Source organism: Paenibacillus sp. FSL F4-0087 (genome assembly GCF_038020215.1).
GTDB lineage: Bacteria > Bacillota > Bacilli > Paenibacillales > Paenibacillaceae > Paenibacillus > Paenibacillus taichungensis.
Genome location: NZ_JBBODJ010000001.1, coordinates 3,808,461 through 3,834,173, shown reverse-complemented (window position 1 = coordinate 3,834,173; position 25,713 = coordinate 3,808,461). Strand labels below are relative to the sequence as shown.

Genomic DNA, 25,713 nt, shown 5'->3' with positions numbered 1-25,713 from the left:
GTCGATTCTTATCAGGTCAGCTAACAACCTTAATTATACAAATTTCGCATACAACACAGCGGTAGACATAATAATTCCTAGTATAACTATAATCGTATTATCAGAAAACTTCTATCAGTAAATGGCACCATCGCAGGAGAATTCACCCGCTGGTTACCCTGTTTTTGCCGCGTTCTGATCCCGCTTCCAAACTTGCAAAAACATAGATAAGGAATGGGGATATCCCCATTCCTTATCTATGTTTTTGGTTAAGCATTCTGCGTTCATCAACTTGAAAGCTCTTTTGAATGATGCAAAATACTCGATTCTGAAGCTTGTCCATTCTCAGAAGGCTCCAGCTTACGCTTTGGATCGTCTAAGCTATTCTTTCTTTTTGGCAATCACAAGTACTTTGCCTTTATCGAGTTCACTCTCGTAAAAATCTGCCTCAGCTTCGGTGAATCCCATCGAAACAATTTTGGCCCGGAGTTCATCACCGCGGGAGCGGAACAGGTTCGCCAAGGAATCAAATACCCCTTCTTCCTTGATACCAATCTCTTTGGCATCTGCCGTATCGGCAATTCGATCTGTACGATCCTTTTCATGGGCTAGAACGAAGATATGATCAGCAAGGTATCCGGTAATCTGCAATTCTTTCACCGCTTCTACCGCTTGGACTCCGTTTTCTACCACTTTTGCATAAGCTTGCGCATTGGTTGAATTCATCGTTTCCACTCTCCTCTGATTGATCTTCTTTATCGAGCTACTTAGTATATAACCATACGATATCAGGTTGAAACGCTTGTGAATTATCCAATCCTAGGAAACCGATTCATCAAAGAGGTCCATTCCTTCAATATGATTGGAGCCTGGCTTCATATATACTTTCAGCGCCTGGCTTCCTCGAAGAAATACTTCTCCATCCTCTGCTACATAATGCGGCTTGCCCAAAACATCTCGAATGGCCTCAATGTTCATATCAATCCATTCCTGATTAAGCTTTAGACGTTTCTCGGAAGCATCAATATGCACATAATTGACCACTCCTGTATCTTCGCAGAGCCCAACCGTTACATCTTTGAATTGATACTCAGGGCAACCCAGGTATGGATCATGTTCCTTATGAATCGGCTGGCCTTTATTGGCTAAAATATCATCGATGCTGTCATCCAGAGAAATGTCATTCAGAGTCCGAAAGTGCTGGACAGGTCCGGATCGATCAGTAGCCAGAATAATCTCTGGTGTCTCCTCTTCCACTACCGTCCATTGCATATCATGAGCAGCGGGTACCGCTGCCGGTTGAACGGAAAAGGGAGAAATTACGCTAAACATAACAAGCAGTAGTTTCATCATGATTCTCACCCTTTCATCAGGTTCATCACCGCTCTGAAGACTTCTATTCATTACAAAACGGTCATGCTATTTCCGCATACGTTGCCATACATTAGCAGCTACATCCACATATTTCAGCCAGCTTTTGCTTCCTTTGGCATCATCATGATATGTAGCTTCATAGGATTGCAGTGTCCGATCTGTCGGTGTAGCAGGCGGTGTCTGTACTACATTCGCTACTTCTGAGCGCTTACTCTGTTCAGTGCTGCTGCGTTTCGTCTGAAACTTGGCCATCAAAGTGGATGACACCTGCTTTGCTGCTTCCGTCACTTCGTTCAGCACTTCACCCAGATTCTGTACAGATTCCATAACAGGATCAATTTGTTTCATCTTGTGCTGCACATCAACTGTAATATCATTGGCATGCCTTACTGTCTGTTTGACTTCATAACTAAGCTCATCAATGGTCTTCTGTACTTCCTGCAGTGTCTGTGACACATTGTCGAGTGAACCCTGAGCGGACTTCAAGGTACGAATTAAGAAGAATACAAGTACTGCAAATGCAATTGCAATTAAAGCCACACTAATTTGATAGATCATAAAAGAACCTCACTTTCCAGTATAAATCGGTTTTGTTATTGCTTAGTTACCCGACCCATTCCGAGGCGAAACAAATAGGATATGAACTGTAAAAACAACTTCTCCTGGTAAAATATCGCAATGTTTCAACCCGATAGGCCTCGGTTAAAGAACAACTACACACGGCAGTGAGACGAACACTTCTCGCTACCAAGTTCTATAAACGAAAGGATGATACCCATGTTGAAATGGTCGGTACTATTTCTAATTATTGCTCTTGTTGCAGGTATTTTCGGATTCTTCGGTATTGTTGAGGCAGCTGCTTCGATTGCCAAAGTACTCTTCTTCATCTTTGTTGTACTGTTCGTCATCTCCCTGATTACGGGACGCAGCCGAATGCGATGAATGACGCTTCCCAATTATGAACAGCATTCGATACATACAAAAGCCTATCGAGCTTGCAAAAGCCGGTAGGCTTTTGTGCGTTCATAATCTCTTTTTGCAACAATTCTCCCCCCGCACATTACGACTTATCTCTATTATGTATTACGCTCCCTTCTGGTCTATTCCATCGCTTCTCCCCGATTACATCATAAAAACAGGACCATTATGACATAGCCAACCCGGTTTTCTCCCACCGAAGTATGATATTTACAGGCTCTCCTTATACCCACATATGCTCCAGTTGACACTGGAGAATCCAAGAAAATATTGTTATAATTTGTGATTCATAAGTAAGCTTGCTTGGTTACTTTTAACACAGGACAACAAACTACATACCTAACCGAGGAGGAAAAACAAATGAAAAAAATCGTAAGTTTTGCCGCTGCTCTGACTTTGATGGGTTCCATGGCTGCTGCCGCAGGTGCTGAGGAAGCGGTTACCGGAACGGTAGCTCCAGAAACGGGAACTCCCACAACCACAACAACGCCGGCTGTTGAAGTGAACAAACCTGCTGTAGACACTGTAGAAGGCACAGCTGAGACCGTAACTGGCACAACAGTAGACACAACGGGTACAGAAGGTACTTCAACGACTACTGAAACAACAACTTCAACAAAGGATGACAAAATCTTTGATGAGCCTGTTGTGAAAGCAGGAGATGAGGTTCTGGTCCCTACAATGCTGCTCAACCTGTTGGAGCGCACATGGTTCTATGATGCACCTAATGGCAAACCAATCGGTGCACTGGGTTCCCAAGTCATTGATACGACAGGTGAAGTTGTAGATGGATTCGATGGTGGTCAATGGGTACAAGTGTATACGTGGAAAGGTAAAGCTTGGATCCACGTTGCTATTCAATAGTATCGTATAATCGTTCTGACGATAAGTAAAGAGGACAGCACGCAGGCAGCGGCTGTCCTCTTTTTCATTTCAAATATGTTTATTTCCGGTTTGTCCCTCCCGATTTCAAGGGCTTCCCGTCGTGCCTTTTTCCATCTTCGGCTCTACATGCACATGTACATGCATAATATTATGTGAACGTTTCAAGCGCTCTTCGACCCGGTCACAGATCTGATGACCTTCGATCAGGCTCAGTCCTCCATCCACCTCAATAACCACATCCACCAGTACATGACTGCCGTGCACACGTGCTTTCACGTCCTTGATCATTTCCACACCAGGAACTCGCGCCACAGATGATCTTAGGTCAGTGAGTTCTTTCTGATCAAATCCGTCTGTCAGACGATGTGTTGAATCACGGAAAATCTCCCATGCTGTCTTACAAATCAACAGACCTACAGCAATTGCAGCTACTTTGTCCAACCAAGGGAGGCCAAATTGTGCACCGATGATTCCGATCGCAGCACCTATGCTGACCCAGGCATCCGAACGATTATCTTTTGCCGCAGCCATCAGGGCCTGACTGTTAATTTGTTTGGCAAGACGATGATTGTAACGATATACGCCCAGCATTACCAGCGCACAGACAACAGCAACTGCTGCTGACCACAGGTTTGGTGCTACAAAGTTTCCTTCATACCAGGAACGAACCGCTTCAACCAATACCTGTAGGCCAACCATGGCCATAATAAATGAAGCAATTAGGGCAGCGACCGTTTCCGCTCTAAAGTGACCATAGGCATGATCGGAATCAGGTGGCTTCTGGGATATGCGGAGTCCGATCAATACCGCAACAGACGCAACAATATCTGTAAGGTTATTAAAACCATCCGCCAGCAATGCGCTGGAAGCAAACAAATATCCGCAGATCAATTTAAAAGCAGACAAGACCAGATAGGCCACAATACTGACCCAAGCTCCGCGCTCTCCTTTGCGTATTTCTTCGTAGGCGTTCAAACCGGGCGACACTCCTTTAACGTTTCGTATTACGGTTGTTCAATGTTACCAAATGCGTACCGTGTGGGTCTATAGAAACAGTGTTGCCAAGCTGCATTGCTGTAGGGATGCCGAAACAAAGTTGCCAGACCGCAGGGCTGTAGGTAAAGAGAAAAAATGTTGGCCCAGTCAAAAAAGTGAAGGTTTTCAGCATTTTATCAGGTTGCCCTTGTGGGGCTTTTGTAAAACGTATAAAATGAGTACATCCCGTCCAATTTGGACGGCTTACTGTAAGACCGGGAGGGAAATAACGATGAGCGATAATAACGAACCGAAAAAGGTCAGTTTGCAGGATGCTATACGCCAGAAACTGGCACAGAAGAAAGAACAGGCAAACACCGGTAACCAATCCAGTGCCTATTTTGAAGGCGGCCCTAAAGCAATGAAGAGCCAAAACAACAAAAAGCCTAACAATCAGCGCCGCCGTACTGGCGGATCCTAGACCGCAAGAAGCTCTTGTATGAGATGTTTCTATGGTTACAGGATCACCCTGTATGACCAAAAAAGAACCGCAAGCCTCCTCTGGAGAGCTTGCGGTTCTTTTTTTATATTAAAACGAATAGTTAACTACGTTAACCATACTCAATGTAGACAGCTTAGCTTATCTTAAGCTTCTACCGGATACATTTTGTTACGCAATTCTTTAATTTCGTCACTTTCCAGATACTCATCATAGCTCATTTGGCGATCAATAACGCCGTTTGGCGTGATTTCAATAATCCGGTTAGCGATGGTTTGAATGAACTGATGGTCATGGGATGTAAACAGCATAGTGCCGTCAAAATCAATCATACCATTGTTCAGTGCGGTAATGGACTCCAGATCCAAGTGGTTCGTTGGCTCATCCAAAATCAGGGCGTTGGCGCCTGTTTGCATCATTTTCGCCAGCATACAACGAACTTTCTCACCCCCGGAGAGTACACTTGCTTTTTTCAGGGATTCTTCGCCTGAGAACAACATACGACCCAAGAATCCACGCAGGTACGTTTCATCCTGATCTTTGGAATATTGACGAAGCCAATCTACGAGACTCATATCTACTCCGTCAAAATATTTGGAGTTATCTTTCGGGAAATAAGCCTGAGTTGTAGTAATACCCCACGTGTATTCACCACTATCCGCTTCCGTTTCACCCATAAGGATATCAAACAACAACGATTTGGCATTACCGTTCGGGCCAACAAAGGCAATCTTATCCCCTTTATTCACTACAAAGCTGAGATCATTCAGCATGTTTACACCATCAATTGTTTTATTGATACGATCAACGGTCAACAATTGTTTACCCGCTTCACGCTCAGGCTTGAAGTTAATGAACGGATATTTCCGGTTCGATGGACGAAGATCATCCAACGTGATTTTGTCGAGTTGTTTCTTACGCGAAGTCGCTTGCTTCGATTTGGAAGCATTCGCAGAGAAACGTTGAATAAAGGCTTGCAGCTCTTTAATCTTCTCTTCTTTTTTCTTGTTAGCATCACGTTGCAAAGCAAGTGCCAATTGGCTGGATTCATACCAGAAATCGTAGTTACCTACGTACAGCTGGATTTTACCGAAATCGATATCTGCAATGTGTGTACAGACTTTGTTCAGGAAGTGACGGTCATGGGATACTACAATAACAGTACCTTCATAGTCCATGAGGAAGTTTTCCAGCCATTGAATGGATTCGAGGTCCAAGTGGTTGGTAGGCTCATCGAGCAACAGGTTGTTTGGACGACCAAACAAGGCTTGTGCAAGCAGGACACGAACTTTTTCGTTACCGCTCAGATCAACCATTTTCTTCTCATGCATGTCACGTTCAATACCCAGACCGATTAGGAGTGCCGCTGCATCCGGCTCAGCATCCCAGCCATTCAACTCAGCAAACTCACCTTCAAGCTCACCTGCACGCAAACCATCCTCTTCAGTAAAGTCCGCTTTGGCATACAACGCGTCCTTCTCTTTCATGATGGAATAAAGACGGCTGTGGCCCATAATTACAGTTTCGAGAACCGGATACTCGTCATATTCAAAGTGGTTTTGCTTCAAAACGGCCATGCGTTCGCCCGGGGTGATGTGCACCTCTCCCGAGTTTGCTTCAATTTCACCGGACAAAATTTTCAAAAATGTTGATTTGCCGGCTCCGTTGGCGCCGATCAGACCGTAACAGTTGCCTGGCGTGAACTTGATATTCACATCTTCAAAAAGTGCACGTTTTCCGTAGCGGAGCGTGATGCCGCTTGTACTAATCATTAAGCATACCATCCTTTATTTAATATTCTGCATACTGCATGAATAGCAACTTGCATCAATCATGGATTCAATATCCCGAAGCCTATTCTGGCACCATATTATAACACAAAAAAGCGGCAAATTCGAAAATTGGCCGCTTTTTAATCGTTAAAGATTTGGTAAATGTACCGTTCATGCGGGTATACCCTTACATTAGCATATCTAGATCACTTTTGTTAGTCTTGTTTACTTTCTTCGTGCCGGATGCGGAGTGTCTCGCCATGTCCTAGCACTCGAATGCGCTCTTCGTTAATTCCCAGCCGTTCTCGTTCAGCTTCCATTCGATCAAGTGCTTCCTTGGGTGTGTCATCCGCCAGCTTAAACGTTCCATAATGCATGGGAACCATAAGCTGGGAACCCGTTTCTACAAATCCTTGCAGCGCTTCTTCCGGCGTCACATGTTGGGATGTCATGAACCATTCCGGGTCGTACGCACCGATTGGCATCAGGGTAACACCGATGTCGAAGCGTTCTCCGATCGTTTTGAATCCCTGGAAGTATCCTGTATCCCCTACAAAATAGATCACTGGCGGACCGCCGAGAGAATGATCAGCCGAAGTTTCTATTGGATCATCCGTTCCTGCTGCTCGGGAATTTTTATGATTTTCGTCTTCACTCGTCGCAGCACTCTCCTCCGATGGAATGAGTGCCGGGTGATTCTGTTCCAAAACATAACCGCCCCAATGGGACGTATTGGTATCGAATAGGGTTCGGCGCGTCCAGTGCTGCGCAGGTACAAAGGTTATTTTGACCCCGCCAAGCGTAATATGTTCCCACCATTTCATCTCATGACACCGATGGAACCCTTTGCGCACCATTTTGCGTTTGAGACCATCAGGAACGATGAGCAGTGTTTTGGCTGTGACCAACTTCCGCAGCGATGCGAGATGCAAATGATCATAGTGTGAATGCGAGATCAAAATGACATCCAGAGGCGGAATATCCTGAATCGGAATGCCAGGGGCACCGAGTCTGCGCTGAAATCCCATTTTTTCGGCCCAGACCGGGTCTGTCACGATGTTTAGTCCATGATATTGAATGAAAAATGTGGAATGACCAATCCAGGTAATCGTGGTTTCAGCCCGGTTGGCGTGCAGATAATCCAGTTCAGGCGGGTGCTTGGGCACGGTGTAGGAATAATCCTTAACTTTGCTGCGCCGTTGCTCCCTCCATTGCTTGAATTCCTTCAGCGTTTTGTCCGTACTTACATTATCAATGTTGTTATAACGGATTTTCGGCATGAAAGGGCCCTCCTCCCCTCCTCGTATCTTAACAAAAGATTACCCCGAATTGGAAAGTACGTACCAACGAATCAATCCTTTGGATTTTTGCATTTCGCCAAGTAGACGAACAAAAACGCAATTGCAGCCACGATAATCAGTGGTGGGGCGTACATAATTGTAAAGGTCTCAAAAAAACTTAATCCCGTTATACCGGGAATACCCCTCACTCCCTCGTCAGAGCTGAGAAGTAACCGTGGAATCATGATGAACAGCATGTTGGGAAGCATCAACGGACTCATCCTTTCTTTTTGCCAGCATTACCTCGCACATAATTGGCATCAAACAGAAACAACTTCATAATGAGCACAAGTGAAGGAATGAGCACCAGCAGTCCCAGGCTGAACGCCGTAATGAGCGCAATCCCCATCGTCTTGTTCGTAAAGCTATCGTAAATATTAATGTACGGATACAGAATGTATGGAAGATGTGAGCGCCCATAGCCGTACCAGGCAAAGGCAAACTGCAGCATGACGGCGATAAAGCACCATCCCAAATATTTACGTTTCCATACCAGCGAGACGGCGATCACAAAACAGATAAAAGATGCGATAAACATCCATGAGATATTTAACATCTGCTCAAAGTGTGCGGGATTCTGTTTGTTAATTTGCAAAAATGCCAGGAAGCTGGCAAAGATCGTGGGCAGACTCCATAGGAGTGCATACTCCCGAAGAACCTCAAACGCAGTCTCATCTTCTGCCCGCTTGGCATAGTAAGAAAGAAACATCGCGGATATATAGAGCACACTTACCAGTGCAAGCAATACAACAGACCAGGTATACGGATTCGTCAAAAACTCACGCCAGCGAAAAAACACCTGATCTCCCACCTGCTCAATAATTCCACCTTCGGATATCGCCAAAATGGTGGAAAACACCGCCGGAATCAGCAATCCCGTTGCTCCGTACAATGCCATATAGATCCGGCTGTTCTGCCCATGGTTCCCATAGGTATTATAGGCGTAGTACACGCCCCGGATGGCAAGCAGTACAATCGCCAATGAACCTGGAACAAGCAGCGCTGTCCCATAATAAAAAGCGCTATCCGGATAAAAACCGACCAAACCAACCACAAAAAAGATCAGAAACACATTCGTCACTTCCCACACGGGTGAGAGATAGCGCTGAATAATGTTATGGATTTTGTTCTCGTGTCCGGTTAATATGCTGTAAAAGCTGAAAAATCCGGCTCCAAAATCAATCGAAGCCACGATCAGATATCCAAACAGAAACGTCCACAAAATCGCGATGCCCGCTATTTCAAAGCTCAATGCACGATCCCTCCTTCCAGACCGAGAGACTCCAGTTCCTTCTCTGCTTCCTTGTTACGAAACAGCTTGCTGAGTACCCGAATCGCTGAGAAGCAAAGGATCAGGTACAGCAGAATAAACAGAACCAGCATCCAGCCTACTGAGGATGATGTTGTTGCTGCTTCCGACACCTTCATGTACCCGCGCAATATCCATGGCTGTCTGCCAACCTCGGCGAACATCCAGCCCAGCTCAATGGCAATCATGGCCAAGGGCCCAAGCAGGACGATACCGAGCAAGAGCCACTTGGGATAAGGTTTGCGCCCCGGCAGCCAGCGACGGAACACATAAAGCACCGGAATTAGCAGAATGATCACGCCAGTCGTTACTTTCAGGTCAAACATATAGTGAATGGACAACGGCGGCCTCAGATCGGCCGGAAATTCTTCGAGCCCTTTCACTTCCGTATCCGGTCTGTTTCCCGCCAGTATACTAAGTGCATAGGGAATCTCTATGGCATATTTCACTTCATTGTTCTCGTCAAGAATTCCCCCATAGACCAGCGGCGCTTTCGTCATCGTTTTGAAATGCCACTCTGCTGCTGCCAGCTTCTCCGGCTGGTATTTCGCTAGAAATTTACCGGAAGAATCTCCAATCATGACGGTGCTGACCGCAAATACGAGCGCACATACCGTTGTGAGCTTAAGTGCCTTTTTGTAATACACATGATCCCGCCCACGAAGCAAGCTGAATGCAGCAATACCTGCTAATATACCCGCACTCAATGTGTATGACGAGGCGAGCACGTGAGATACCTTGGTCGGGGTAGCTGGATTCAGCATTGCAGCAATCGGATGGATGTCCTTCATGATGCCATTAATCAGGGTAAACCCCTGAGGTTGGTTCATAAAAGAATTCACTGTTGTAATGAATATCGCAGAAGCAGAGGATCCCAGTGCCACCGGAATCAGCAGCAGCATGTGCGTATATTTCTTTTTGAAACGGTCCCATGTGTAAAGGTAGATTCCAAGAAAGATCGCCTCCACAAAAAAAGCGAATGTCTCCATAAACAGCGGCAAGGCAATGGCCTGCCCCGCTACCCGCATAAACATCGGCCACAGCAGGCTGAGCTGTAAACCGATTGAGGTGCCTGTAACCACACCTACGGCAACGGTAATGACGAAACCTCGCGCCCATCTGCGCGCGAGCAAGGTGTAATGGATATCATTGGTGCGCAGTCCGCGCCATTCAGCCAAGGCAATCATGAGTGGTACGCCTACACCGATGGAGGCAAAAATGATGTGCACAAACAAGGTTAGACCGGTCAGCATCCGGCTGAGCAGAACAGGGTCCAGGGATGACATGGGTTACACTCCTCTTTCACTTAATCGTTATGTACGACTTCATATCGCCTGTGTGACAATATGCCTCAATAACTCATAATTCGGATAATACTTTTGACAACGGCATACAGCACGATCACGGCTGCAACCAAGCAGACGATAATAAGGGTTTTCTCTTGTTTACGGAACATAGACCTGCCGTCCTCCTTTTGCATGGCATGCAAATTATGGCTCTATAGACAGTTTGCAAAAGAAGTTGTTTTTTTATCCGGGAAATTTTGAAAAACAAAAAAAGCCTTTATCTATTTCAGGATAAAAGCATCCTATTAGATAAGGGCTTCTCTTGCCTTACAAAAGTTCGTCTTGCTTAGGCAATCGAACCTTGAACGTGCTTCCTTTGTGCGGCGCGGATATAAAGGTAAGTGTTCCCTGGTGGTCCTCTACAATTTTGCGCGAAATGTAAAGTCCCAGTCCAGTCCCGCCAATCTGACGATGATCCGAATTGTCCACACGATAAAACTTCGTAAATAACAGGTCCTGCACGTTCTCTGGAATTCCTATTCCATAATCACGTACATCGATGCATAACCATTCTTTTTCTTCCCACAGCGTAATATCAATTCGGTCTGCTCCAGGTGAGTACTTGACTGCATTACCAACCAAATTGTGCAGCAACTGAACCATCCGGTTCTGGTCCGCGTAAGCAAAAAAGTCTCCATTAAACGCATGTACATATATACGCTGAATGGATTGCATATTCCATTGCTCAGCAACACCCTCAACCAACTCAAGCAACGGTACATACGTCTTATGATAGGTCATGCCTTCATTGTCAAGACGTTGAATATCAAGTACATCATCCAGCAGACTGCTCAGCCGTGCGCCTTCCGAAGAAATGGTTTCCATGAAGTCCTGACGCTGTGAAGCGGGAAGATCATACATCATCATTAGTTCCACATAGCCCATAATGGTCGCTACAGGGGTACGAAGCTCGTGGGACACCACACTGATCAGTTCGTTTTTCATCCGATTCAGTCGTTCTTCCTCTGTACGATCGCGGAACACCAGAAGAAATCCATGGTTTTTACCGGGAACATCCATTTGCTTCATGTACAGGGAAAATACACTCTTTTCCACATCATTGAATATAAATTCAGTTTCCACAAAGGCCAGTTCTCCGTTTAAAAAAGCACGAGTCTGCTCTACCAAATTGAAATCAGCAGTTAACACAAGAGTATCAATGGCATTGGCTAAATCTACGATAGATCTGCCCGAAAAATCTCGGAGGCCAAACATTTCTTCAATTCTTCTGTTAACTATCGTAATGGTGCCGAAACGATCAGACATGACCAGACCTTCCCTAACCGATTCAATGAAATGCTCGCTGATATCCCGCTGTTCCTGGATGGCAACTTTTTCATGAAACAACTCCGCATTCAGCTTCTCCAGAGCCAGCGCATGACGTACACGGTCTTCTTCAGCTCTTGTCCGCTCGGTAATATCTTTGATAAATAAGTTGTACAGCGTTTCGTTATTTCCCAGCTGAATTTCTACAATTTTGTACTCAATCGGAAAAACCGAACCGTCCCGGCGAATGCCTGAAATTTCTTCCACGATGACATGCCGTTTGCCCTGAATATACTCACATTGTTTCAGCATTTCCTTAATTTCCATACAGCTCGCTCCCTGAAAAAGGGATGGGGCCTCTTTTTCTAAAACAACCTCTTCCCGTTTCAATCCAAACATTCTTTCGGCTTCGGGATTAAACTCTATAATCAGTCCGTTTAAATCCACAGCAATAATAGCATCAATAGATGAATCAATGATTGCCCGTTTGATTTCTTCACTATTCTTCAGCTCTTTGGTTCGTTCTCTGACCCTGTCTTCCAGCGTAAGCTTGTCCTGACGTATCTGCTCGAATTGTTCAAGGAGCACATCGGCCATTTTGCGCAAATTGCCAATTAGAATCTGCACTTCGGTGACGTGGCTGGTCGGCCAATCCATCTTACCATTACGAAATAATAGTCTGGGAAGGGAGCCTGTCATGCGTGTGAGGCGTTTCATTGGACTTACGACTTTCTTGCTAAGTGGAGCAGCCACAATCATGGAAACCACGAAAATGATAAACAGAGACTGAAGCGTATTCAGATAGATCGACTCAATACGTTTGTAATAATTGGCTGAGTTGGTCTCAACAAAAACTCGATAAGGAGTACTTGTGGTCATATCTGCTTCATACATAAACGACGCCTGTTTCCAGTGAGTAAGCACATCGCTATAATAAGCATCCCCGGAATGGAATAGGATACTGTTCTCCCCTGGCTTGAGTAAACGATACTTGTTGATATCCAGGTAATCTCCCTGCGGAAGCGTATCCAATCCAGAAGCTACAACTTTATTATTTGGATCCAGAACGATGACATTTACATCCAGCAGATGATGATAACGCTCCATGCTCTGGTGCATGTTCTCTTCGGTTAGATATTGTTCATTCAAATCCTTGATCACGGCATTCGCAGCGTGTTTTAGATTAGATACGATGGAGTTATTGATCTGACCCAGCTGTCTCCGACTGTCGGCCGATAACAGAACAAGAGAGACAACGACTACAAAGGATACGACGTATTTAAATGCAATTCGTGTGAGCGGAATGGTTCCTGTTCGTTTCGACTTCAATTCGCCATTGGTAATCCAGAAGTCTACCACAATACCTGCAATCAGCGCGTTAACCATACTGGTCACAGCGACATGCATGTATGTATATTTTAATTCTTCAAGATTCATGCCCATAATGTACCCATAACAGGTCACTGGCAATAACATCGCGACCCAGAATGCAGCATTTGCCTTCATGACACTTCCATTCTTCCATCGGATCTGCCACCCCAGCATCCAGATTAATTCAATTGTATGAGCGCCAATCATAAAAAAACTATTTGGGACTAGACCCCCGAATAACACACCCAAGGTACAGATTGCTATCAAAGCAGTGAATCCGTATACGGCTCCATGTAAGCGCAAGGCAATAAACGTTGCGGCTGTACCAAACAAGAGCTGTACCCCGTAAAAAAGAGTCAACGGAAATATCGTTCCCAGCGTACCCAGGATAATAAGTATAGCCGTACCCAACCACGGAATACGGAGTTTGATTACCATCCACTCCAACACCTTATTTATCCTTATGTAGTCCACAGGCATCCGTCCTTATGATTGATTTCTATGTTTGCATTCAACAACAACGTTGGTATTTCCTATGGATTAAAGCTCAAAAGATCTACTTTATTTCCCTGAAACCGTTCTGATACATTATACTGTAATTACTACTCGATGTAGCTTTGGGAAATTTTGAATGATCGGCAAATGAGCTTCATTCATGGTAAAATACTGAAGTTTGGCCTCAACTCTATAGAACTTACTACATATGCATCCTATATTCTGGAATACAAACATTAAAAATTTTGCAGCATTCCCACACAAATTACGCCATTTTTCTAGAAGTTTCTTAACAAATTCATTTCATCAGGAGTGTGACCTCAATGTCTATCAAAGTTCTTCTTATAGAAGATGAGAAAAATCTGGCCGACATGATTGCTTTCTTTCTTGAGGAGGAGGGTTACATAACTGAACGGGTTCATCATGCACGCGAAGCACTTCAACTTTTCCCACGATTCCAGCCCGATATTGTAGTGACTGACTTGATGCTGCCTGAAACAGACGGTAATGATCTGGTAGATGCGTTTCGCCAGCACTCGACTGTACCCATATTGATGATCTCGGCCAGCACCATGCTGAATGATCGGCTCCGAGCGTTACATAATGGTGCAGATGATTTCCTTTGTAAACCCTTTAGTCTGAAAGAGCTTGATGCACGTATTAAGGCATTACTGCGCAGATCGGCTATCTTCTACCCGGACAAACCGATAAAAGAGGACAAACCTACTGAAGTTGTCGGACATGTCAGTGTGAATGAGTACAGAAGAACTTTGTTTGTGGATGGCCTTGAAATCGAGGTTACTCATATTGAGTTTGAAATCATGAAGGAATTGTACCGAAATCCCGGCAAAGTGTTCACCCGCAATGAACTCATGGATCGAATTAAAGGCTCTGAACGGGCATATCTGGACCGCACAATCGATGTACATATCTCCAGTCTGCGTAAAAAAATTGAACCCGACCCCAAAAATCCAAGGTACATCAAGACGGTTTGGGGAACGGGATATAAATACGTCATTTAGTACACGCCGCAATGAAATAATGGCTCATGTCCTCTCTCTGTCATCGTCTCATCGACTGAGTTGAGGGCTGAGCTGTTTTTGTTTTGTATGCAAAAGAATGCAGCCACCGCTGGATTTCCACGATCAGACTGTCTGGTTCCTTCTCATGCCAAAGGATCATCTTTATCAGACCCGTACCCGTAATAAGCTGCAAATGGCGCTTGCGAATCAGGGATTGGAAATCCGTAATTACCAGCAAAGGAATCTGAGGCATAAATGCCCGAATGGCATTGGCTGCTGATACGGCTTGCCCGGCGTCCTGATAATCGACAATACAATAATGAGCTTTGCCCCATTCCTCCCCCTCCTCGTTATTCACATTCTTTTCTCTCTTCATTGCATGCTCCCTCTGCTCGTCTGTTATCCATTCATTCAACAATGCAATCATATTGTCATAATCAATACCACGACTTCCGTCCGAAAGTACGGTAATGGGTTCCATAGGTATAACCTCCAGTTCATTCTCTCTTCTTATTGTGCCAATCTTCATTTAAAAATGTTCGTGTATGAACATAAAAGAAGTGTTAACTATCTTCGTACTTCTTCACAAACTGTGTAAGGTTCATTACCCATTTCGCAGTTTGCGACAATTCATGTAAAATAGGGATATGCCCGTGCTAATTGCGGGAACTTTAAGAAATGAATCCGGTACAGGAGGTTATGAACCGATGAATATTGTTTCAATTGAACCAACACCCAGTCCCAATACGATGATGCTGCATCTGGACGAACGTCTGGAGGACGGGATCCGCAGAACATATACACTGGATAACGAACGATCTGCTCCGGCGTTTATTCGCCAGATGCTTCATATTCCCGGAGTAAAAAGTGTATTCCACACAACCGACTTCGTAGCGCTCGACCGCAAGGGAAATGCGGATTGGTCCGTCATACTTGGCGAAGTCCAAAGTCGTCTTGGCCAACAGGGAATCGATTTGGACTGGATTGAATCTGAAGACGCCTCTGGCGAACACTTCGGTGAAGCACAGGTATTCGTTCAATTCTTCAGAGGTGTGCCGATGCAAATTCGGGTCAAAGCCGGCGCCAAGGAAGAGCGGATTTCGCTCTCGGATCGGTTCGTCAAAGCCGTTACTGAAGTCGCCAGCGCAACACTGATCAAGGAACGGAAACTGAGTGATTACGGCGTCCGCTACGGGGAATTGCCTGAAATCGCAAGAGAAGTTGAACAGGAGCTGGAAGCAGCATATCCCCCTGAGCGTCTGGAACGCGTAATTCAACAAGCCATTGAGCACGGCACCAATTCCGAAGAGTTCGTGGAACGTCGCCGCGAGCTGGATGGTGCCGAGCTTGAAGAGGCTCTGCATAATGAGGACTGGAATGTTCGCTACGCTGCATTTGATGGTATGGAGCCTACAGCAGAACGACTGCCACTCGTTGCCCATGCACTCCATGACAGTAAAATGCAGATTCGCCGACTGGCTGTTGTATATCTAGGTGATATCCGTACACCGGAAGCGATGGAACTGCTGTACGAAGCTCTGCAGGATAGTTCACCTGCTGTACGTCGGACTGCCGGAGATACCCTCTCCGATATCGGTGATCCTGCAGCAACTGCAGCCATGACAGCTACGTTATCGGATAAAAGCAAGCTTGTACGCTGGCGTGCAGCCCGTTTCCTATACGAAGTGGGAACTGAAGAAGCTGAGCAAGCTCTGCGGAAGGCAGCCGAAGATCCTGAGTTTGAAGTCAGCCTGCAAGCCAAAATGGCACTGGAACGGATTGAATCCGGGGAACAGGCAGCCGGAACCGTATGGCAGCAGATGGCTGGGCGTAACAAGACGTCGGAATAGTCCTTTCGATTCATATCCAACAATTGTTATTGCACTGGAATACCATGGGGGTTATACTGATTGTCTGTTTACTAAACAGAACATTGAGTGTTACGTTCTGTGATTTATAATTTCATAGACAATAGATACACCTCATCCATGATGATGAGGTAGAGGTCGCGGGTGCGATCAGTACGCTGAAGGAGGCGCTAAGGAGCCGCTTATGAATTCAGCCGAAAGGTGCACCCGCCGAAGCCCGCAGGACGGTTCCTTACGTTGTCCAGCGCGGCTGGGGCTGTTGCCGAAAGGTGCAGAACTGTCACAGATGTATGATGCCTTCCTCGGAGGGTATGATTTCTTCTGTGTTGAGCTATCTTAAACATCTGGGACGAGGTGCGGACGATTGATAATAAAGACCGCAGGCTAATGCCTGCGGTCTTTTGGTTATTTCCATTGTTCTGAACCCATTAGTACGCTGAAAGAAGGAGTGTTTCCATGCAAGACCGCAACAACCAAACTAACACAGGACCTACCCTGAAAAAAGGATTACGCGCACGGCATATGACCATGATTGCACTCGGTGGATCCATTGGTACAGGACTTTTCCTCGCAAGCGGAACCGCTATTTCCAATGCTGGCCCCGGCGGTGCACTGATTGCTTACGTTGCCGTCGGCATCATGGTCTTCTTTCTAATGACCAGTCTCGGAGAGCTGGCTACCTTCATGCCTGACTCCGGTTCATTCAATACGTATGCGGCCCGCTTCGTCGATCCAGCCCTTGGGTTTGCCATGGGTTGGAACTTCTGGTACAACTGGGCCGTCACCATTGCGGCAGAACTCGCTGCGGCAACCGTACTCATCAAATACTGGTTCCCTGAAAGTTCATCCATGTTGTGGAGTCTGTTGTTCCTCGTATTAATCTTTGCCCTAAATGTGTTGTCCGTTAAAGGGTATGGAGAGTCGGAGTATTGGTTCGCCATTATCAAAGTCGCTACAGTGATCATCTTCCTTACCGTTGGTGTGCTCATGATCTTCGGCATTATCGGTGGAGAAACGGTAGGATTCAGCAACTTTACTGTTGGAGACGCACCATTCCATGGCGGATTCTTTGCGGTTCTGGGTGTATTTATGGCTGCAGGATTCTCTTTCCAAGGAACAGAGCTCATTGGTGTCGCAGCCGGTGAGAGCGAAAATCCGCGTGAAAATGTCCCTCGTGCTATTCGGCAAGTGTTCTGGCGTATTCTGATCTTCTACATTCTGGCGATTACAGTCATCAGTCTGATCATTCCTTACACACATCCGAATCTGCTTAAAGGTGATCTGAACAACATCGGAGTCAGTCCGTTTACTCTTGTCTTTGAAAAAGCGGGGCTGGCCATTGCTGCTTCCGTCATGAATGCCGTTATTCTGACCTCTGTACTGTCTGCCGGGAATTCAGGCATGTATGCTTCAAGTCGTGTTCTGTATGCTCTTGCCCGGGATGGCAAAGCGCCTCGCTTCCTGGGTCGGCTGAACAAAAAGGGCATTCCAATGAATGCCCTGCTCTTGACCACAGCGGTGGGTATGCTCGCTTTTCTAGCCTCCCTATTCGGTGATGGTATTGTATATACCTGGCTGCTTAATGCATCCGGGATGTGTGGGTTTATCACCTGGCTCGGCATTGCCATCAGCCATTATCGTTTCCGCCGTGCGTATGTGGCCCAAGGTCGGGATTTGAACGATCTGCCCTACCGTGCACGCTGGTTCCCATTTGGGCCGATCTTTGCTTTTGTGTTATGTATCATCGTCATTATTGGACAGAACTATCAGGCGTTCACGGGCGATCAGATCGATTGGAGCGGAGCCCTCGTCGCTTACTTAAGCGTTCCGCTGTTCCTGATCTTATGGCTGGGTTATAAATTTATTAAGAAAACAAAAGTTGTACCATTACAGGAATGTGATTTTACAACAACAAACGAATAACGTTATTTCATAGGCACCCTTCTTTCCACTGGAAAGAGGGTGCCTATTTGGTTCGTCCAAGTTTCGGGATAGCTATCACTCAAGCAAAAAAGGACGCTCATGAATGAGCGTCCTTTTTCACCATAAGGTGTGTCCTATTATAATCATTCATACAAAGTTTGCTGTCACATGGTCCAGGTAATCTTCACACGCAGATCGATGGTATCCTCCATGTTGGACACGTAATACGATATTGACTTCATGCCAAGCTGATACAGATCCTGCAAATCCTCTACTAGTCCTGTCTCAGTACCTTTGTATCTAAAAGTCAGTGAGGTTCCGCCATCCTTGAGCACACTCTGAACTTTTGTTTTTAGCGCGGAATGACCACTAACTGCATCATTTTCATCATAGAGCGAGTATTCCAGTGTATGATAAAGCTTCTGGTACGCGGTTGCCTTGCTGCCTCCCGACTTCACCAAAGTTTGCAAAGCTTCACGATAGGGGGCAGATGCAGCAGGATACTTGCCTTTAGCTGTCCAGACATGGTCCCGTGCCATCTCATCATCACTGAGTAAATAATAACTGTGACTTACCTTGCCCTTACGGTCAGGAGTAGGGTCATCCCACGTCGTATCCATATGGTACCACTTACCATCCAGCTTGACGAGATTCCAGGCGTGTAATTGCTCACCAGCCGTTCCTTCCACAATCCGGTTCTCTATACCTACCTGCTCCAGCATGCGATAAGCCAGCAATGAATACCCCTGACATACAGTACTGCCGGTAACAAGTCCATCGTATGCAGTATATTTCTGCAAGGATGTATCGTAGGACAGGTTAAGTACAATCCAGTCATGAATGACTTTAACTTTCTCATGATTCGTCATGCCAGGCAATATAATCTCTTTGAGCACGTTGGTCACCTTACGGTTCACATAATCGGTCTGCTCCTTCGTTTCCCGATATGCCAGCTTCACATGTACCTCTGCGGATACATTGGAGCCTTTATAATTAAATGCGTAACTTTTAACGGTATATTGAATATAAGGATCACTGGTCATTGCTTCGTCAATGGAGCTCTGCAACTGTTTTTTGAGGCCTTTCACATTGCCTTTGTATGTAAAAACAAGTTCCTCTGTACGCTGGGACATCGCATTAAGCAACGTCTCGCGCAGATCCGTATTCGTGGATATGTCCGATGTTCCCGACGCCGCGTACAGCTGATCCAGATCAACCGCATGTGGCAGTGCCACAGCGACGAGACAGCCAGCCAATAGCAAGGTTATCACTCGTTTTCCGTGCTTGCCCATGAAAGGATACCACCTCTCTTTGCAAAGTTCTCATGCCTCATTGTATCACAAAAGGGATTGACGGCAGGCTTCTAGTTTTGTCGAAAAGCATCAAAAGAGACCCTCCGTAGAAGGTCCCCCTGTCTTCAGTAAAACAAACCTAACCTACCCGTTATCCTCATCATATGACTCTTCCGGGCATTTATGCAACAAACTCAAATCAATATAAACGATTGCCGCTCATAAAGGTATCCGTCTTACCCTGAAGCTTGGCCAGACGTTCCAATACCTGAGCCGCTTCGGCAACCGTCACTTTGCGTGCAGGCATGAATCGTCCTTCAATCGAAGGCAACAATCCCAGCTTGATGCTGAGGGAGACAGCTCCCTTGTTGTTGACTGCACTGGCATCTGCCAGGTTGGGAAGATCCGATGGCAATGTGTAGAATCCGGCTAATTTCTCATAGCGCAAAATGCGCACGAGCAATACCGCCAGCTCTTCACGAGTCATCTCCTCTTCTGGATTTAGCTTCGTTTCAGAGTCGGCACCCGCTAACCAGCGCTGATCGATCAATGTCCGCACAGCTTGGTAATAAGGGCTCTCCGGGGTAATGTCAGCGTATAGCTTCTCGCTCCCGTTTCCACTGTAATACATATCCATATTCGGGTTAACCGCTCTTGCCAGATAGGTAAACCAATCACCCTTCGTGATGACCCGGTCTGGGAATACACGTCCCTGCTCATCTGCAAGAATTACGGCATGTTGAGTCATATTCCGAAGTGCAGCCTCCGCCACATGACCCGAAATATCACTAGGCTCAACATTCGCTGTGGCACTTCCACTACCATATAAAAACTTCCATTCTCCAGTAGTAGCATCAAGTACTTCATAACTGGCGGAAATCGAATTTCCATCTCGTGTAGGCTGGTAAACCAGGTTTACACCCGAGGGAACGACCTGACCGTTACTCATGGCATAACCACCGTAGCGGGAGTAAGCCAGTGTTAACTTGAATGCTTCCAGATAGGTTGCCTTTGCCTGTTCATAACTGATGGCTGGTTTGGTGTTTCCAGGCAACTGTTCAGGCGTTGCAGCAATCCTTGTATAAAATTCGTTGATGGCTCCATCCTTCAGGACTTGTACTTGCACTGTATCATCCATAACCGCAATTCCGTTCATGTAGCGCTGGAACATAAATGTACGTGCACCTTCAAATTCAAGCACACTGGACAACCGGAATTGTTCTGATGCACTCGGAACCAATGAAATCACCTTATTGATTGCAAGTTTCTCGGCTTGTGTCCGGGTTACGGACTTAGTCTCATTCTCATCCGATGGTTTCTCCTGCGCAGCACCCGGCTCCACCCGCTGATACAAGCTGTAACTATAAATCTGTCCAGTAAGCGCATCTACCTGTGCTGAAATATCTCGCATGAACATGTAGGATACATTTGCATTTCGATTGCTCCAGCTCAGGCTCCATACTTGATTGTTAGGACTCGCATACTCACCTTTGCTTAACTGACTATGCTCCAACTTGTAACCTTTCGGAATATCAAAGTTCTTTTTAATGATGTTCTCGGCCTGTTGTGCATTTAATTTCTGACCGTTCGCTGCGGCAAAAGGAGCTACACTTCCTTTTAAAGGTTTATTCTGCTGTAAAGAATCTTCATCACCAATAGCTTTTCCAGTCATCTCGTTAATCGGCTCCAGTGTATTAGCATCCAGCGGAACCATGCTGGAATTCTTCGGCATATAACCAAGATAATACTTTTGTCCTTTGGGCGAGGATAGACGATCAGTCGAGATATAGGCGAGCTGTACATCAAATTGCTCCTCAAAACGTTGACTGGCCTTCACTTCCGATGCTGCCGACTTCGATGAAGGATATTCAGCTCCGGTTGTACTTCTTGAATAGCCAGTCACCAAGCCACTTTCATCCACACTTATGTAGATCGTCTCTGCCTCAGACAACAACCCTTCATGCTTGAGCTGGTAGCCATATCGATATTCCGTTCTGCCAAACAAAGATTGCTGTGCTGTAAATTGATACACATCTCCAAGAGAAGCATATTCATTTTCTTTCAATCCGGGAATAGCTTTGAACAGTAATGCCTCTGCATGCACCTCAGCCTCGTCTTTGGTCAATTTGACATCAGAATCAGTAGACTGCTTATCCAGTAAATCAGAAGGCAAATGTACGTTTAGCACTTCCCCCGTGCCCGCATGTACCGTTGCGCTAAATCCCATCGTATGGTTTCCTTCGACAATTTGAAAGCCAATCTCCCACGCCTTGTAATCTGGCGGTGGGTAAGAGTTAGGCGAATCGAATCGTACGGATGAAATCGTCGCCTTTTTTAACAATGGAAATAAGTTCAGTATATTCTCGCTGGCTTGCTTGGAGGAGATTTTGGCTCCTTCAGGCACCTCGTTGTCTGTTAATCCAAGTTGTTGTTCCGTTTCCCCCGCTGCGGATTCTGTTACCTGTTCCGCTGTCGCTGCCGACGCGCTGCCTGCAAACCCTGGTGTCTGTGATGCCAGAAGCAAAGTTGCCATGGCTGCTGTAGCCGCTTTGGTTGTAAACATTTTGAATCGTACATTAAAATTCCATTCAAAACTCAAATCTGGACCTCTCCCTTCAATTTCATACAAGGATGCATGAAAATAACCTCGCATGAATATTGCCAGTCTATTCTATGATACCATAAGCTTCCTTTTTAATCGTCATTTTCCCAACAATTTTACAAATGTGAATTTCTGCATATTTTATAGAAACAGCAAAAAAACGCCAACTGGGTTGGCGTTTCGACGATCAGCCTGAGCATCAAGTGGGCTGAATTTTCTCTATATTGACGTTCGGCATAACAGATTTGTTGGTCTGAGCCTGCACCTTTACATGTGTTTTCAAAAAAGGAATCACCGTATTCCAGAACGCAGGATCTTCTTCTGAACAGCTATGGCCTCCACTATTGACCCATAGATGCTCCACGGGCGGATCCGCTTTGGACATAAAATATTCAAGTTCGCTAGGTGGAATAAAGTTATCACCTTTGGAATGTACCATAAGCATGGGTAGCTGCATTCCCTTGCGCCGTTCATTCAGCAGCATGACTGGATCACGCTGTCGATACGTTTTCAGAGATTCTCCAAGCCGCCAGAACCAGATTCGCGGAATCAGCTGGGCCAGTGGAAACAAAGGCAGACGGCGCCGTCTCAGCTCCGAACTGACGATAACCTCGAATTGGGATGGCATAGAGTCCGTGATCACCGCTGATACAGGAATGCCCTCCGTTACAGCGAGGATCGTGCCTAGCCCACCCAAGGAATGCCCAAGCACACCGATTGCAGCAGGATCAATTTCCGGGCGTGATGACGTATATTGCAATGCAGACAGCAGATCATCGCGGAACAGGTAAGCTGAAGCCGCTTTAACTGGGTCACTGGCTCCATGGCTTCGAACATCGTACATAAAGAGGGCGTAACCCGCTTCCCAAATGGGACGTGCATAACGGAGGACACGGGATCGGTTGGAGCCCCAGCCATGTGCAATAATAACCAACGGCCAAGGCTTCGGGAGATGAGCTCCAGCCGGAATGAACCAGCCATGCACTCGCCCCCCTCCACTCTCGAAGGTTATATCCTCAAATGGCATGGGCGGTGTGAGCGTAATCGGAATCTTTTTGGGGGTTTGACTCTTCACAGCTGCCTTCCATAAACCACCCGCAGTTACAGCGGCAACAGCAATCATCCCGCCAATCATCGTTTTAGCTTTCACTGGTGTCACTCCTCTCCGTTTTCTGGTCTAACTCCATCATACGACAGCAAAGTTAACCGGACGTTAATCCATATCACTTCTTATATTATCTAATGGTTCAGAAGCTCTTCATATATATACCCTGGTGTGTCTAGTCCACTTCCGTTAGCTACAATGTTCAACCCTCGATTTTCGCTATTTCTACAAATGCACGAGTGCAAGCAGCAATCTGCTCATCGTTCCCTGCCGCAAGTGCTTCTCGTGGCAAAAGTGCACTTCCAAGGCCCACTGCCGCCGCACCAGCAGCATAATAATCTGCAATGTTATCCAGCGTGGCTCCTCCTGTTGCAAGCAGTGGAATATGATTCAATGGAGCCTTGATTTCACGTAAATACGGAATACCCATACTCGCCATTGGAAACAGCTTCACCGCTTTTGCTCCTGCTTCATATGCAGCCACAATCTCCGTTGGAGTCATCGCACCGGGCCAGATCTCCACTCCATGTTCTACAGCATATTCAATAACAGACAGATCGACATTCGGAGACACGAGAAATTGAGCACCTGCTGCAACGGCTTCTTTGGCCATCTGCACATTCAGTACCGTGCCTGCTCCGATATAAGCCTTACCCTCATGCCGTTCGCGCCAGTCTGCAATAATATCATGTGCTCCAGGTGTGTTAAGTGTCACTTCCATCAGTCGGATTCCACCATCGGTCATTCCCTGCCCTGCTGCCTGAGCAGATTCCCGGCTAATACCACGAACAATAGCCACCAGTCTCGATTCCAATAATACTTCCGTCAGATTCATGCCAACTTCCCCTTGTTTCATAGATTCGGCAGCCGAGGACAAGTATTCGTTATCACCGCTTTTCCGTTAGTCACTATTGTAAAGCATATCGTCCCCTGGATGAAATCTTTTGATCCAATTTCTTGTGAGAGTGTGTGCACCAACATCTCCGGTATAAAGTTAAATAGGAACACAAAAAACCTCTCCATAGAAAAAGGGATTATTCATCCTCTTTGTTCCATTAGAGAGGTTTGTTCTAAGCATTTTCCAGCACATTATCCTTCTCCAGATCCTTAAAATACTTATCATTATACAACATGCTGGGATGTGTCGGATGGTACATCAAAGCAATGTCATTGTGCTCTTTGGCTTTGGCCCGATTGCCCATCCGGTCATAACACACACACAATTGTAAATGCGGCATCCATGTCCATGCAGCTTCGTTCAATACGACCATCGGATCAGTCGGTCGTACGGCGCGGGTCGCCTGTTCATACCAGTATAAGGCTTTGCGGTAATCGGCACGGTCAGCAAAATATCCACCCAATCGGCAGCAGATCTCGGCCCTCGGTAAATCAAAGGCAAAGGATCTCAGCAATGCCGAGACTTCCTTTTCGGAATGTTCAAGTGCTGCCTCGCAATCAGCTATTTTCTGGCATGCCGCAATCTGATCTTCCACCCATCCCAGCCCAGTATCCAGAAATTTTCCATAGTAATGCACTGCATCTTCAAGATGCCCGTGGTCTTTCAATTCATTGCCAAAATAATATAAATCACGCGGAGAGAATTCCTCCCCTGCCTGTTCGCGTTTGCGATAAATCTTTAGATTGCGATCCGTGTATTCCTTATCTTTCTTATGCGTGACTGCCACATCACTATGCAGCAAATGACCGGCCACTTCAAGATATTCATGCACGGCACCAATCCAGCGATAATTCCGATCCCGGCGCACCAGTCGGTTCCGTCTCAGACTATATGCCACTTTTCCTTCCGCTGTAAACGACAGATGATAATCCATCGTGACACTGTCCACAGCAGGGTCCAGGGAACGCTTCAATTCAATGAACTTCACCCGGTCATCCGGTTCAAACACATCATCTGCATCCAGCCATAATATATATTCACTGGTTGCTTGTTCAAAGGCAAAGTTCCGTGCTGCCGCAAAATCATCCACCCACTCAAAATCAACAATGCGTTCCGTATAACGAGCCGCGATCTGACGTGTCTGGTCCGTCGAACCCGTATCTACGATCACGATCTCGTCAGCGATCCCATTAACCGAGTCAAGACATCTGGCAAGGGAAGCCTCTTCATTTTTCACAATCATACACAGCGAAATACTGATCGATTCCTCTCCGCGTATGGCTCTGCGATTAAAAGCAGCCACTCCCGGCAATTCCGATAGTCGGTAAATGTGATAGGCCGGAAAATGTGTATCCACATATAAACGAAACCCCAATGCCTGAGCACGGATGCAAAAATGGCGATCTTCTCCCCA

General features: G+C 46.1%; 22 protein-coding genes and 1 riboswitch. Of the genes, 6 read left to right on the top strand and 16 right to left on the bottom strand.

What is annotated here, in order from left to right; genetic code table 11:
* Nucleotides 1-360: 360 nt before the first annotated feature.
* The 3 genes from MHB84_RS17610 to MHB84_RS17600 all read right to left on the bottom strand — a co-directional run bounded on the left by MHB84_RS17610 (nucleotide 361) and on the right by MHB84_RS17600 (nucleotide 1,911).
* The gene (locus MHB84_RS17610) at nucleotides 361-705 is read right to left on the bottom strand and encodes a general stress protein (RefSeq protein WP_064640589.1); all 345 of its coding nucleotides are present in this window, start codon (nucleotides 703-705) and stop codon (nucleotides 361-363) included.
* Between the two features lie 93 nt (nucleotides 706-798).
* Complete coding sequence (locus tag MHB84_RS17605) at nucleotides 799-1,332, bottom strand: hypothetical protein (protein WP_083679073.1); 534 nt, start codon at nucleotides 1,330-1,332, stop codon at nucleotides 799-801.
* 66 nt (nucleotides 1,333-1,398) lie between these two features.
* Nucleotides 1,399-1,911 carry a DUF948 domain-containing protein gene (locus MHB84_RS17600; protein WP_076291257.1) on the bottom strand — a complete coding sequence of 171 codons (513 nt, stop codon included), beginning with the start codon at nucleotides 1,909-1,911 and terminating at the stop codon, nucleotides 1,399-1,401.
* Nucleotides 1,912-2,130: 219 nt separating this feature from the next.
* On the opposite strand from MHB84_RS17600, the gene MHB84_RS17595 reads away from it, so the two are divergent.
* Together MHB84_RS17595 and MHB84_RS17590 are read left to right on the top strand one after the other, a co-directional pair.
* Nucleotides 2,131-2,295 carry a DUF1328 domain-containing protein gene (locus MHB84_RS17595; protein ID WP_017692264.1) on the top strand — a complete coding sequence of 55 codons (165 nt, stop codon included), beginning with the start codon at nucleotides 2,131-2,133 and terminating at the stop codon, nucleotides 2,293-2,295.
* Between the two features lie 396 nt (nucleotides 2,296-2,691).
* Nucleotides 2,692-3,195 (top strand): hypothetical protein, encoded by a 504-nt coding sequence (locus tag MHB84_RS17590; protein WP_090954767.1) that lies wholly within the window; start codon nucleotides 2,692-2,694, stop codon nucleotides 3,193-3,195.
* Between the two features lie 105 nt (nucleotides 3,196-3,300).
* On the opposite strand, the gene MHB84_RS17585 is transcribed toward MHB84_RS17590, so the two are convergent.
* On the bottom strand, nucleotides 3,301-4,191 hold the full coding sequence (locus tag MHB84_RS17585; RefSeq protein WP_076291256.1) for a cation diffusion facilitator family transporter: 891 nt from the start codon (nucleotides 4,189-4,191) through the stop codon (nucleotides 3,301-3,303).
* 292 nt (nucleotides 4,192-4,483) lie between these two features.
* Between MHB84_RS17585 and MHB84_RS17580 the strand changes: the two genes are divergently transcribed.
* The gene (locus tag MHB84_RS17580) at nucleotides 4,484-4,672 is read left to right on the top strand and encodes a hypothetical protein (RefSeq protein ID WP_063566591.1); all 189 of its coding nucleotides are present in this window, start codon (nucleotides 4,484-4,486) and stop codon (nucleotides 4,670-4,672) included.
* A 164-nt stretch (nucleotides 4,673-4,836) separates the two neighbouring features.
* On the opposite strand, the gene MHB84_RS17575 is transcribed toward MHB84_RS17580, so the two are convergent.
* The 6 genes from MHB84_RS17575 to MHB84_RS17555 form a co-directional block, all read right to left on the bottom strand.
* On the bottom strand, nucleotides 4,837-6,462 hold the full coding sequence (locus MHB84_RS17575) for an ABC-F family ATP-binding cassette domain-containing protein (RefSeq protein ID WP_076291255.1): 1,626 nt from the start codon (nucleotides 6,460-6,462) through the stop codon (nucleotides 4,837-4,839).
* A gap of 215 nt (nucleotides 6,463-6,677) precedes the next feature.
* Nucleotides 6,678-7,742: an MBL fold metallo-hydrolase gene (locus MHB84_RS17570; RefSeq protein ID WP_076291254.1), complete on the bottom strand. Its 1,065-nt coding sequence runs from the start codon at nucleotides 7,740-7,742 to the stop codon at nucleotides 6,678-6,680.
* Between the two features lie 71 nt (nucleotides 7,743-7,813).
* Nucleotides 7,814-7,987, bottom strand: coding sequence for a cytochrome bd oxidase small subunit CydS (gene cydS / locus MHB84_RS31425; protein WP_375165360.1), 174 nt, complete (start codon nucleotides 7,985-7,987; stop codon nucleotides 7,814-7,816).
* A 32-nt stretch (nucleotides 7,988-8,019) separates the two neighbouring features.
* Nucleotides 8,020-9,054 carry a cytochrome d ubiquinol oxidase subunit II gene (locus tag MHB84_RS17565; RefSeq protein WP_076291252.1) on the bottom strand — a complete coding sequence of 345 codons (1,035 nt, stop codon included), beginning with the start codon at nucleotides 9,052-9,054 and terminating at the stop codon, nucleotides 8,020-8,022.
* Complete coding sequence (locus MHB84_RS17560) at nucleotides 9,051-10,397, bottom strand: cytochrome ubiquinol oxidase subunit I (protein WP_076291251.1); 1,347 nt, start codon at nucleotides 10,395-10,397, stop codon at nucleotides 9,051-9,053. The genes MHB84_RS17565 and MHB84_RS17560 overlap by 4 nt, the downstream gene beginning before the upstream one ends.
* Before the next feature lie 327 nt (nucleotides 10,398-10,724).
* The gene (locus tag MHB84_RS17555; protein WP_076291250.1) at nucleotides 10,725-13,532 is read right to left on the bottom strand and encodes an ATP-binding protein; all 2,808 of its coding nucleotides are present in this window, start codon (nucleotides 13,530-13,532) and stop codon (nucleotides 10,725-10,727) included.
* 380 nt (nucleotides 13,533-13,912) lie between these two features.
* On the opposite strand from MHB84_RS17555, the gene MHB84_RS17550 reads away from it, so the two are divergent.
* Entirely contained in the window at nucleotides 13,913-14,611 is a 699-nt protein-coding gene (locus MHB84_RS17550) for a response regulator transcription factor (protein WP_076291249.1), read from the top strand.
* 40 nt (nucleotides 14,612-14,651) lie between these two features.
* Here the strand turns inward: MHB84_RS17550 and MHB84_RS17545 are convergent, their stop codons facing one another.
* Entirely contained in the window at nucleotides 14,652-15,092 is a 441-nt protein-coding gene (locus tag MHB84_RS17545; protein WP_076291248.1) for a hypothetical protein, read from the bottom strand.
* Nucleotides 15,093-15,318: 226 nt separating this feature from the next.
* On the opposite strand from MHB84_RS17545, the gene MHB84_RS17540 reads away from it, so the two are divergent.
* Both MHB84_RS17540 and MHB84_RS17535 read left to right on the top strand, forming a co-directional pair.
* The gene (locus tag MHB84_RS17540; RefSeq protein ID WP_076291247.1) at nucleotides 15,319-16,461 is read left to right on the top strand and encodes a virulence factor; all 1,143 of its coding nucleotides are present in this window, start codon (nucleotides 15,319-15,321) and stop codon (nucleotides 16,459-16,461) included.
* 142 nt (nucleotides 16,462-16,603) lie between these two features.
* Nucleotides 16,604-16,821, top strand: a riboswitch (Lysine riboswitch).
* 114 nt (nucleotides 16,822-16,935) lie between these two features.
* A complete protein-coding gene (locus tag MHB84_RS17535; protein WP_076291246.1) occupies nucleotides 16,936-18,402 on the top strand; it encodes an amino acid permease in 1,467 nt (488 codons plus the stop codon).
* A 164-nt stretch (nucleotides 18,403-18,566) separates the two neighbouring features.
* Here MHB84_RS17535 and MHB84_RS17530 read toward each other — a convergent pair whose 3' ends face one another.
* The 5 genes from MHB84_RS17530 to MHB84_RS31420 form a co-directional block, all read right to left on the bottom strand.
* The gene (locus tag MHB84_RS17530) at nucleotides 18,567-19,694 is read right to left on the bottom strand and encodes a transglutaminase domain-containing protein (RefSeq protein WP_076291245.1); all 1,128 of its coding nucleotides are present in this window, start codon (nucleotides 19,692-19,694) and stop codon (nucleotides 18,567-18,569) included.
* A 199-nt stretch (nucleotides 19,695-19,893) separates the two neighbouring features.
* Nucleotides 19,894-22,293, bottom strand: coding sequence for a YcdB/YcdC domain-containing protein (locus MHB84_RS17525; protein WP_179087215.1), 2,400 nt, complete (start codon nucleotides 22,291-22,293; stop codon nucleotides 19,894-19,896).
* 202 nt (nucleotides 22,294-22,495) lie between these two features.
* Nucleotides 22,496-23,446, bottom strand: a complete 951-nt coding sequence (locus tag MHB84_RS17520) for an alpha/beta hydrolase (RefSeq protein WP_256716903.1) — start codon at nucleotides 23,444-23,446, stop codon at nucleotides 22,496-22,498.
* Between the two features lie 157 nt (nucleotides 23,447-23,603).
* Nucleotides 23,604-24,236 carry a bifunctional 4-hydroxy-2-oxoglutarate aldolase/2-dehydro-3-deoxy-phosphogluconate aldolase gene (locus MHB84_RS17515; RefSeq protein ID WP_076291243.1) on the bottom strand — a complete coding sequence of 211 codons (633 nt, stop codon included), beginning with the start codon at nucleotides 24,234-24,236 and terminating at the stop codon, nucleotides 23,604-23,606.
* Nucleotides 24,237-24,471: 235 nt separating this feature from the next.
* A complete protein-coding gene (locus MHB84_RS31420) occupies nucleotides 24,472-25,542 on the bottom strand; it encodes a glycosyltransferase (protein ID WP_445322131.1) in 1,071 nt (356 codons plus the stop codon).
* Between the last annotated feature and the right edge of the window lie 171 nt (nucleotides 25,543-25,713).